The sequence below is a fragment of the Thermocrinis sp. genome (assembly GCF_036781485.1).
Taxonomy (GTDB): Bacteria; Aquificota; Aquificia; order Aquificales; family Aquificaceae; genus Thermocrinis.
In genome coordinates this window covers 55,150-64,734 of sequence record NZ_DAIQAX010000007.1, presented here as the reverse complement: position 1 = coordinate 64,734, position 9,585 = coordinate 55,150, and the positions used below count along the sequence as shown (strand labels likewise).

At 42.4% G+C, this 9,585-nt stretch carries 9 protein-coding genes; 6 read left to right on the top strand and 3 right to left on the bottom strand.

What is annotated here, in order from left to right:
- Positions 1–112 precede the first annotated feature (112 nt).
- Positions 113–1,015, top strand: coding sequence for a hypothetical protein (locus V7P40_RS05400; RefSeq protein ID WP_333784955.1), 903 nt, complete (start codon positions 113–115; stop codon positions 1,013–1,015).
- Positions 1,016–1,184: 169 nt separating this feature from the next.
- Here V7P40_RS05400 and V7P40_RS05395 read toward each other — a convergent pair whose 3' ends face one another.
- Positions 1,185–1,604, bottom strand: coding sequence for a hypothetical protein (locus tag V7P40_RS05395; RefSeq protein ID WP_333784954.1), 420 nt, complete (start codon positions 1,602–1,604; stop codon positions 1,185–1,187).
- 313 nt (positions 1,605–1,917) lie between these two features.
- Here V7P40_RS05395 and V7P40_RS05390 point away from each other — a divergent pair, with 313 nt between their 5' ends.
- Positions 1,918–3,888, top strand: a complete 1,971-nt coding sequence (locus tag V7P40_RS05390) for an ATP-dependent helicase (protein WP_333784953.1) — start codon at positions 1,918–1,920, stop codon at positions 3,886–3,888.
- On the opposite strand, the gene thiE is transcribed toward V7P40_RS05390, so the two are convergent.
- Entirely contained in the window at positions 3,883–4,440 is a 558-nt protein-coding gene (gene thiE / locus V7P40_RS05385) for a thiamine phosphate synthase (RefSeq protein WP_333784952.1), read from the bottom strand. The genes V7P40_RS05390 and thiE overlap by 6 nt on opposite strands.
- Positions 4,441–4,463: 23 nt before the next feature.
- Between thiE and eno the strand changes: the two genes are divergently transcribed.
- From eno to V7P40_RS05365, 4 genes are read left to right on the top strand one after another with little or no spacing between them, the layout of a single operon-like run.
- Complete coding sequence (gene eno, locus V7P40_RS05380) at positions 4,464–5,750, top strand: phosphopyruvate hydratase (protein WP_333784951.1); 1,287 nt, start codon at positions 4,464–4,466, stop codon at positions 5,748–5,750.
- Entirely contained in the window at positions 5,698–6,018 is a 321-nt protein-coding gene (locus V7P40_RS05375; protein ID WP_333784950.1) for a septum formation initiator family protein, read from the top strand. The genes eno and V7P40_RS05375 overlap by 53 nt, the downstream gene beginning before the upstream one ends.
- 2 nt (positions 6,019–6,020) lie before the next feature.
- Entirely contained in the window at positions 6,021–7,331 is a 1,311-nt protein-coding gene (purB, locus tag V7P40_RS05370) for an adenylosuccinate lyase (RefSeq protein WP_333784949.1), read from the top strand.
- A gap of 43 nt (positions 7,332–7,374) precedes the next feature.
- The gene (locus V7P40_RS05365) at positions 7,375–9,288 is read left to right on the top strand and encodes a thioredoxin domain-containing protein (protein ID WP_333784948.1); all 1,914 of its coding nucleotides are present in this window, start codon (positions 7,375–7,377) and stop codon (positions 9,286–9,288) included.
- On the opposite strand, the gene V7P40_RS05360 is transcribed toward V7P40_RS05365, so the two are convergent.
- Positions 9,258–9,581, bottom strand: coding sequence for a rhodanese-like domain-containing protein (locus V7P40_RS05360; protein ID WP_345786305.1), 324 nt, complete (start codon positions 9,579–9,581; stop codon positions 9,258–9,260). The genes V7P40_RS05365 and V7P40_RS05360 overlap by 31 nt on opposite strands.
- Positions 9,582–9,585: the final 4 nt, after the last annotated feature.

The window sequence follows — 9,585 nt, the reverse complement described above, 5'->3', positions numbered from 1 at the left end:
TGTTCCTAATGAACCGTGTGGAGCTGAAAGGCGTTTTTGTCAGAAATCCGCAAAAAACTTGGTTATATTTCCTAATGAACCGTGTGGAGTTGAAAGTATGAAGGGCTTAACCATGTTAGACTTGTGGGCTCCCTTAGTGGAGAAGTTTGTGGGATTTGTGTCCCACTTTGACCAAGAGGTGCTAAGCCTCTACTCTCAAGGAGAGGATTTCCTTGAATACATTGACAGGCTCAGGGATGAGGAAAGGGAGCCTGTCATAAGGGCGTATTTAGACATAGCAGAAGAGGTTTTTAGGTTTTTAGAGGGTAGGGAGCTGGTTATAAAGCCAACGTGGGACAGGATTTTTCCAGCTTTGACCGGAATGGGGGCGGAGGAATATCTGCGCAAGGCAGAAGAGAGGAAGAAGGCTGAGGTGCTGAGGGAGAATGCGGGCAGTGAGCTTGTGGAGGGAGTCTTTGGAGAGGCTGTGGCAAGATTGGTGGCAATCACGAGAATTTACGACGATGAAGTGGTACAGCTCTACAGGTTTATTACCACCAGTGGAGTATTTTCCCTCTTTGCGGACATTTTCTATCACGCCGCTGAGGCAGCCTCAAGAAAGGTGCTTTTCTATCCAAGGAGCGTTCCCAGAGTTTTGCCCGATGAGGAGACGATTGATGAAGGCATAGAGCTTGTGTCTTTGAATGGTTGTGATGGGCCTGAGAAATTTGTAAGTTGCAAATACGGCACTTTCTTTTCTGAAGCAAAATTTCTGCCTTGGCTGGCAAGGGCTTACAGACTTCAAAGCCACTCAGACGAGCCTATCCTTGTGGTAGCTCTCAAGCTCTACATGACGCCCATACTGGAGAATATGAGTTTTGCAAGAGTTTTTGTGCATAAGCTTTTAAGAAGGTATGAAAGAAGGGATGGCAGGACTAACTTTTTGCACTCCTGCAGGATAGCCTTGGGGGAGGAGCTGGAGCCAAGAAGCAAGACAGATGAAATTCTGTTGCAGATGAGGATAGAGCTGGATTAATTTTGGGGGCTCCTGCCCTCTTTCTAAAATAACCTTATGAGTGCATCGGAGCTAAACATACTGGACCTCTATGAAGGTCTTAAAGAGAAGGTCATCTCCTTTCTTAGCAAGGCCTTCCAAAGAACAGGGAAGAAGAGGGCTACCTTGAGAAAAGGCTTTCTTTGTCTTTTTATAATTTATCCTTAATCCATTCTATACATTCAGAAGAAAGATCCTTTTTATTCACAAAAATCACATGCTCCAAGGCTATATTTAAAAGTTTTTTAGGATGGTCTCCTTCTTTTAGAAGACCAAAATAGAAGGCATGCTTAAAGGCTTCTATCAGATTTTCTACTATAGTTTTCATCATTACGTCAAATCTAAACTTTTCGTAAAGCTTTTCCCTTTCCTGTATTGGTTTTTTAAGCATACTGTATGAGAAAATCAAAATCTTTTCCCAAGTTTTTAAAACCTTATCCCACTGGTCCTTTGGAAGAGATTCTAACTCAATTAAAATCATCTCAAGAATGTAATTAACCAGATAGTCTTTTAATTCATCAGCGGAGGCGTACTTGCTCTCAAAGAGTAAATTACTAAGATCTTTCTTCATCCGTGGCTTTGTCCAAAGATTGACCCGGTATTCCAAAGTAGCACTCCCCAAAGTCAGAGGAAACTAACCTTATTGCTTGCCTATTCCACATCTTTCCTACTTTCAAATTCCAGCCTAAACTGGAGGCTAACAAACATTACCTTTTAGTATAACACTGTATAGAGCAATTATCCACACGAGAATTATCCGCATGTCCGCCGTAGGTTTATGTGGCTTATAATTATTCAGCAGAGTTGTTAGCAGGGAAGTATAGCAGAATTAATAAACAAAACCGCTTTGTTTGTTTAAACTTTATCAGCTTTGAGCTTGGCAAATGGATAGGCTAAATCTGTCTCAAGAAAGGGTGGTTAAGCATTTTGGCTCCCCTCTTATGGTAATAGCTGGCGCTGGTTCTGGAAAGACAAAAACCTTAGCCCACAAGGTAGAGTTTTTGCTAAAAGAGAAGCATTTAGACCAAAAGAGGATACTTGTTATAACCTTTACCAACAAAGCAGCAAAGGAGATTGCTCAGAGAATAGAAAAGGTCTGTTCTGTAAGGATTGAATGGGTTGGCACTTTTCACTCCGTGGCTTTAAAAATGTTAAAAGAAAAAGGCAGGCTCATAAACATTCCAAGAAACTTTTCGGTTATTGACAGACAAGACAGCGAGAGTATTATGAAAAACTTACTAAAAAGCAAAGGCTTAGACCTAAAGGTCTTAGACACTCTAAAAGCTTATATGTCCCACAGAAGGGAAGACTTAATCTCCAATATAGATCCATACTTGGAACCACTTTTTGAAGAATACATAAGCTATCTCAGAAGCAACAACCTTTTGGACTTTTCAGACCTACTTTGGGAATTTCTAAGGTTGTGCAAGGTCACAAACTTAAAGGAGATGTTTGATTATGTATTAGTGGATGAGTTTCAGGACACGAATACAGTTCAATATGAGATTCTAAAGAATATAGCAAGGGAAAACGTGTGCGTGGTGGGAGATCCAAACCAGTGTATTTACGAATGGAGGTACGCAAGACCTGAAAACATGCTAAGATTTATGCACGACTTTAATCCAGAGATTATAAAGCTGGAATACAACTACCGCTCCAAAAGATACATCATAGAGGTTGCTAACTGCGTACTTTTAGCATCCCAAGCGGAGTGGAAGGACCTTATCCCCCGTCTGATTTCGGTGCGCGGCGGAGAAGAAAAACCTGTGGTTAGAAGGTTTTCAAAGGAACAGGAGGAGGCGAGGTGGATAGCGGAAAAGATAAAGGAACTTAGCAGATCTTATTCTTTTTCTCAGATGGCTATACTCTTAAGGGTAGGCTATCTGACGGATGTTTATGAGAGGACCCTTTTTAGTGCGGGCATTCCTTACAAGGTAGTAGGAGAGGTTAAGTTTTTTGAAAGGGCAGAGATAAAGGACGCCCTTAGCTTTCTGAAGGTTTTGGTAAACGGGCAGGATAGGCTAAGCTTTGAGAGGGCTTTGGAAATTACAACGCATGGCATTGGCAAAGCCACTTTGAACCACATAGAGAAGTTTTACAGCCAAAGTTGGCTAAAAGCTTGCGAACTTTCGCTAAAAAGTCTCCCATCCTCAAAGGCTCATGTTCTATACCAGTTTTTGCTAAAACTCAAAAAGATAGATCTAACCAAATATGCCGAAAGCTTAGAAGGGTTTTTACAAGAAATAGAATTTTTTGAAAGGCTCAAAGAACGATATCCAAAAAACTGGTGGGAAAGGGAAGAAAACGTAAAGGAGCTTTTAAGATACCTAAAGGAAAAAGAAAAAGAGGGAGCTACCGTACAAGAAGTGCTTGAGGAGATAAGCCTTGTAGGAGGAAGCGAGGAGGAAAGGGCTGGAGTAAAGATTATGACTATCCATGCCAGCAAGGGTCTTGAGTTTGATGTGGTTTTTCTGCCAAGACTTGAGGAAGGAATACTACCTCACGAAAAAAGCTTAAGTGATATTAGAGAGTTAGAAGAAGAGAGGCGCCTCTTCTACGTGGCTATAACCCGCGCTAAGGATCTGCTGTTTATGAGTTATACAAAAACAGACAACAACAAGCCAAGCAGATTCCTTTCGGACATAGACAAAAGGCTTCTTGACCTGTCAGCGTTCAAAAAAGAGGTTCCCACCTTGCCAGAGCTTGCTGGTGGTATAAAGCTAAAAGTTGGTCAGGATGTGATCCACAGAGTTTTTGGGAAGGGAAGGATAGTAAAGTTAGAAGGAGAAAAAGCTACGGTAGATTTCAACGGAAAGCTAAAAACTATATACTGCACTTTCCTTGAGCCTCTATAAAAACAGCGTTATTCCCGCCACCCCGTAAGCTCCGTTCTTGTAGCACAGCTTTATCTTCTCCCAGGTAATACCACCCAAAGCGTACACAGGTATGCTAACCTTTGAAGCTACTTCTCTTAGGTAAGAAAGGCCTAAGGGCTTTGTTTCTGGATGGGAAGAGGTTTGGAATATAGGGCTCAGCGTTATAAAATCTGCTCCCTCCTTTTGGGCATATAAAGCCTCTTCCAAACTGTGGGCTGAGTATCCAACTATTAGCTCAGGGGCTATTCTCTTTACCACGCTTGGAGGTAAGCCGTTCGTGGGCAGATGCACACCGTCTGCCAAAACTGCGAGAGCTATATCCACTCGGTCGTTTATCAAAAGCACAGCGGAAAACTCCCTTGTTATTTGCCTAACCCTTAAGGCAAGCTGGTAGTAGTCTCTGCCAGACTTATTTTTTTCTCTTAGCTGGACCATCCTAACGCCCTTTTGCAACACCTTTCTAAGGGTTTGCTCAAAATCTTTTCCGTACTTTGTAGAATCGGTGATGGCGTAAAGGTTAGGAAGTTGCATATTAATGGTAAAATTATAAAGCCATGGTGAGGATAGAAGAGATAAAGGCGAGGGAAGTATTAGACTCAAGGGGAAATCCTACGGTAGAGGTTGAGGTCAGACTGTCCTCTGGTGCTTTGGGAAGGGCTATAGTGCCAAGTGGTGCATCCACCGGAGAAAGGGAAGCCTTGGAGCTGAGAGACCACGACCCCAAAAGATACTTAGGCAAAGGTGTGCTAAAAGCGGTGGATAATGTAAATTCAATAATAGCAAAGGAATTAAAAGGTTTGCTTGCAGAGAATCAAAAGGAGATAGATCATATACTTATAGAGCTGGACGGCACGCCTAACAAAAGTAAGCTTGGAGCAAACGCCATACTCGGTGTTAGCCTTGCCGTAGCAAGGGCTATGGCAAATCATCTTCAAATTCCTCTTTACAAGTACATAGGAGGTATCTTTGCCAATAAGTTGCCGGTGCCTTTGATGAACGTAATAAACGGAGGGGTGCATGCGGACAATCCTCTGGACATTCAGGAGTTTATGATAGTGCCTGTTTGTGGCAAGAGCTTTTCGGAAGCTCTAAGGGCTGGCGTGGAAGTTTTCCACACTCTCAAAAAGCTTCTAAAAGAAAAGGGCTACTCTACCAATGTAGGAGACGAAGGTGGCTTTGCTCCAAACCTTGAAAATACCGAAAAGGCTTTAGAGTTCTTAGTAAGTGCCATAGAAAAGGCAGGATACACACCTGGAGAAGATGTGCTGTTAGCTTTGGATTGTGCATCTTCGGAGTTTTACTACGAGGATGATATGTATCACATAGAGGGCAAAAAGCTAAGGTCAGATGAACTTGTGGAGTTTTACGTTAAGCTTTTGGAGAGGTTTCCGATAATATCTATGGAAGATCCCATGGCAGAAAATGACTGGGAGGGTTGGCAGATGATAACAAAAGCTCTTGGGGACAAAGTTCAGCTTGTGGGAGATGATCTTTTTACCACAAACATAAACATTCTAAAGGAGGGTTTTCAAAAAGGTATAGCCAACGCAATACTGATAAAGCTTAACCAAATTGGAACCCTATCGGAAACCATAGACACAATAGCCTTTGCCAAAGAGCACGGATACAACTGCATAATATCCCACCGCTCTGGAGAAACGGAGGATACTTTTATATCCCACTTGGCAGTGGGGACAAACGCTGGACAGATAAAAACCGGTTCTGCATCAAGGACAGATAGAGTAGCAAAGTATAACGAACTTTTGCGTATAGAGGAGGAACTAGGCCATGCGTCAAGGTTTGAGGGCAAAAGGGAATTTTGGAGGTTTAAGTCCAAATAGCCTCCCTTTTGTATTTTTTATCGCCGTGCTTTTTTTCACAGTATATAACCTATTTTTTGGAAGTTATAGTATTTTTGAAATTATAAAGATGAAAAAGAAGATAAACGAGATAAATCTTAAGCTACAGAACGTAAAAAAAGAAAATGCTTTAATTGAAGAAGAGCTAAAACTTTTGGAAGAGGACAAAGATCTTTATCTTGAAAAGTTGGCAAGAGAAAGGATGCAACTTCAGAAACCAAACGAAAAGATAATCCTTTTTAAGGAATAGTTATGATTGAAAGATACACCCGAAAAGAATTTAAAGAACTTTGGTCAGACTTAAAAAAGTTTCAGCTGTGGTTAAAGGTGGAGTTGGCAGTTTGCAGAGCATGGCACAAAAAGGGGAAAATACCTTTGACCGCTCTGATCGACATAGAAAAGCGCACAAAGGTGGATGAAAAGACACTTGAGAGGATAAATTACTACGAAAAGATATACAAGCATGATGTGCTTGCCTTTGTTTCCGCAATATCGGAACAGATACCGGAATACTCCCACTACTTTCACATGGGGCTTACATCTTCTGATGTGGTGGATACCGCTTTGGCTCTGCAGATAAAAGAAGCCCTAAATCTCATCCTTAAGAGTGTGGATAAGATCCTTGAAAAGCTCAAGCAACTTGCACTGAGGGAAAGGGATACTATTATGATGGGCAGGACTCATGGAGTTCATGCAGAACCCATGACCCTTGGACTGAAGTTTCTAAGCTGGTATGAAGAGATGAAAAGAAACAAAGAAAGGATCCTGAGGGCTTTGGAAAACATCTCTTACGGAAAGCTTTCCGGTGCGGTGGGAACTTACTCTAATTTGGACCCAGAGGTGGAGAGGTTAGCATTAGAAGAGCTTGGACTAAAGGTGGAACCAGTTTCTACCCAAATTGTGCCAAGGGACAGACATGCGGAGGTAATGTGGGCCATCTCACAAACCGCAACCTCCTTGGAAAGATTTGCTACTGAGATAAGGCATCTTCAACGCACGGAAGTAGGAGAACTTCAGGAGCCTTTTAAAGAAGGGCAAAGGGGATCATCGGCCATGCCTCACAAGAAAAATCCAATTCATGCAGAGAGGATCTGCGGACTTGCCCGGCTCATAAGGAGCTATCTTATAACATCCCTTGAAAACGTAGCCCTTTGGCACGAAAGGGACATATCCCACTCTTCGGCCGAAAGGATAATCTTACCAGATGCCACAACTGCTTTAGACTACATACTTAATCTATTCCTTGAGATCCTTGAAGGTTTGGTAATAGACAGAGAAAGAATGAAGGAAAATATGAACCTTTCCTTTGGACTTTACGCATCTTCAAAGATTTTGGTAAAGCTTATGGAAAAAGGCTTGCCAAGGGACCAAGCCTATGAGATGGTTCAAAGGTGTGCTATGAGAAGCTGGAACGAAAAAATACCTTTTGAGGTTAGTTTGATGCAGGACCAAAGGGTCAGTGAGCTTTTAACTCCAGAAGAGATAAGGAAGGCTATAAACCCTTGGAGCTTTCTCCAGCATTTGCAGGTCATATACTCAAGAGTTTTCCCAAACAGCCTCTGAGTTTTCTCATAGAAAACTAAGCTCTTGGACGGATATTAAAAATATGAACAGATTAAAGAATGCAAGAAGTCCATACCTAAGAAAGTCAGCCAATCAGCCTGTGGATTGGTATGAATGGTCAGAGGAAGCTTTTAAGAGGGCAAAGCAAGAGAACAAACCCATACTGCTTTCCATTGGAGGCGTTTGGTGTCATTGGTGTCATGTAATGGCCCACGAGTGCTTTGAAAACCAAGAAATCGCAAAGATAATAAACGAAAACTTTGTTGCGATAAAGGTGGATAGGGATGAAAGGCCAGACATAGACAGAAGGTATCAGGAGGTTGTTTTTGCTCTAACTGGTTCTGGTGGCTGGCCCCTTACTGTATTTCTAACACCAGAGGGAGAGGCGTTCTTTGGTGGAACTTACTTTCCACCAGAGGACCGATGGGGCAGACCGGGATTTAAGAACTTGCTTTTAAGGATCGCCCAGCTTTGGCAGGAGGATAAAGAAAGACTTATAAATGCAGGGAAACAAATATACCAGCTTATGGCAATGCAAAACCAGAAATCTTACAAAGGAATAATCAGAGAAGAACTCTTGGAAAAGGGTATAAGTTCCATACTTCTATCTGTAGACTACCAATATGGTGGGCTTGGAGATGCACCGAAGTTTCACCATGCAAAGGCTTGGGAACTTTTGCTATACAGGTATTTCTTTACAAAGAATGAACAGCTTTTGAAGATAGTTGAGCTTTCCTTGGACGCCATGGCAAAGGGGGGAGTTTACGACCACCTTTTAGGTGGCTTTTTTAGGTATTCAACCGATCAAAGGTGGATTGTGCCCCACTTTGAGAAAATGCTCTACGACAACGCAGAGCTTTTACAACTTTACTCTATAGCCTATCAGATCCTACCAAAGGAGCTTTACAAGCGTACCGCAAAGGGCATAGTTGATTATTACAAAAAGGAAGCAACCGATCCAGAAGGAGGCTTCTACGCATCCCAGGATGCAGACATAGGCCTTTTGGACGAAGGCGGATACTACACCTTTTCCCTAAAAGAGCTTCAAAGCATACTCTCGGAAGATGAGCTAAAGGTCGCAAAACTCCACTTTGACGTTGGGGAAAAGAACGTCTTGTTCGTAGCCATGGAGGAAGAGGAGATCGCAAAGACTTTGTCCATGCCCATAGAGAGAGTAAAGTCCTTGCTTGAACGTGCTAAGTTAAAGCTTTTGAAATACAGAGAAGAGCACAGAGAAAAGCCTTTTATAGACAAAACGATCTACACCAGTTGGAACGGGCTGATGTTGGAGGCTATGGCTTATTACTACAAAGTTTTCGGAGACAGCTGGAGCAAAGACTTCTCTGTAAAAACTGCGGAGAGGATCCTAAGAGAACTATATAACGGCAAAGACTTAGAGCATGCGCAGGGAGTAGAGGGTTTTTCTGAGGATTACATCTTTTTGGCAAGGGGGCTCTTAGCCCTTTTTGAAATTACGCAGGAGCCCAGATGGCTGGAGGTTTCCTTAGAACTTACCCTTAAAGCCATAGATAAGTTTTGGGATCAACAAAACTGGGGATTCTTTGATACAAAAGAGCAAGGAAGCGGCCTTTTGAGCCTTAGGCTGAAAAGTATTTCAGACACACCCACCCAATCGGTTAATGGCTCCGCTCCCTATTTGCTTTTAACCCTTGGTAGCATAACGGACAGAACTGAGCTTTTAGAGTTTGCAGAAAAGAACCTACAGGCCTTTGTCAGACAAGTAGAAGAAATACCCAGCATATCTGCCTCATACCTGATAAGCCTTTATGCATACCTAAGAGGTATATACAAAGTAGAGACAAGTGAATTTTTTGAGCCTATGCTGAAAGCTTTTAGACCTTTCAAAGTGGTGATCAGAAAGCCTGTTAGAGGTCTGGTGGTTTGTGAGGGGAACACCTGTCAGATTTACGATGGTATGCCCGATTCCTTTTCGTAATTCCACATAAGAATACCACCTGCTAAGTTGTACGCTTCATATCCAAGGTGTCTAAGCAGATAGGTAGCAAAGGCGCTTCTTTCACCGCTTCTGCAATAGACTATGATCTTTTTGTCCTTTGGTAAGCTTGAGTATGCAAACCTTAACTCATCAAGGGGTATGAGTATGGAGTTGGGTATTCTTATTTGGATGTGCTCAGGGGGTGTTCTCACATCCAGTAGCAGGACGTTTTCTTTTTCTTCTTCCAAAAGCTTTTTTGCCTCTTCTGGCGTTAGCTCGGGCACCTGAAACATAGCA

Bases quoted from the DNA above. Each gene is read 5' to 3' on its own strand.
- purB (WP_333784949.1), top strand. From the start codon at position 6,021: ATGATTGAAAGATACACCCGAAAAGAATTTAAAGAACTTTGGTCAGAC.
- eno (WP_333784951.1), top strand. From the start codon at position 4,464: ATGGTGAGGATAGAAGAGATAAAGGCGAGGGAAGTATTAGACTCAAGG.
- thiE (WP_333784952.1), bottom strand. From the start codon at position 4,440: ATGCAACTTCCTAACCTTTACGCCATCACCGATTCTACAAAGTACGGA.
- V7P40_RS05365 (WP_333784948.1), top strand. From the start codon at position 7,375: ATGAACAGATTAAAGAATGCAAGAAGTCCATACCTAAGAAAGTCAGCC.
- V7P40_RS05360 (WP_345786305.1), bottom strand. From the start codon at position 9,581: ATGTTTCAGGTGCCCGAGCTAACGCCAGAAGAGGCAAAAAAGCTTTTG.
- V7P40_RS05400 (WP_333784955.1), top strand. From the start codon at position 113: ATGTTAGACTTGTGGGCTCCCTTAGTGGAGAAGTTTGTGGGATTTGTG.
- V7P40_RS05395 (WP_333784954.1), bottom strand. From the start codon at position 1,604: ATGAAGAAAGATCTTAGTAATTTACTCTTTGAGAGCAAGTACGCCTCC.
- V7P40_RS05390 (WP_333784953.1), top strand. From the start codon at position 1,918: ATGGATAGGCTAAATCTGTCTCAAGAAAGGGTGGTTAAGCATTTTGGC.
- V7P40_RS05375 (WP_333784950.1), top strand. From the start codon at position 5,698: ATGCGTCAAGGTTTGAGGGCAAAAGGGAATTTTGGAGGTTTAAGTCCA.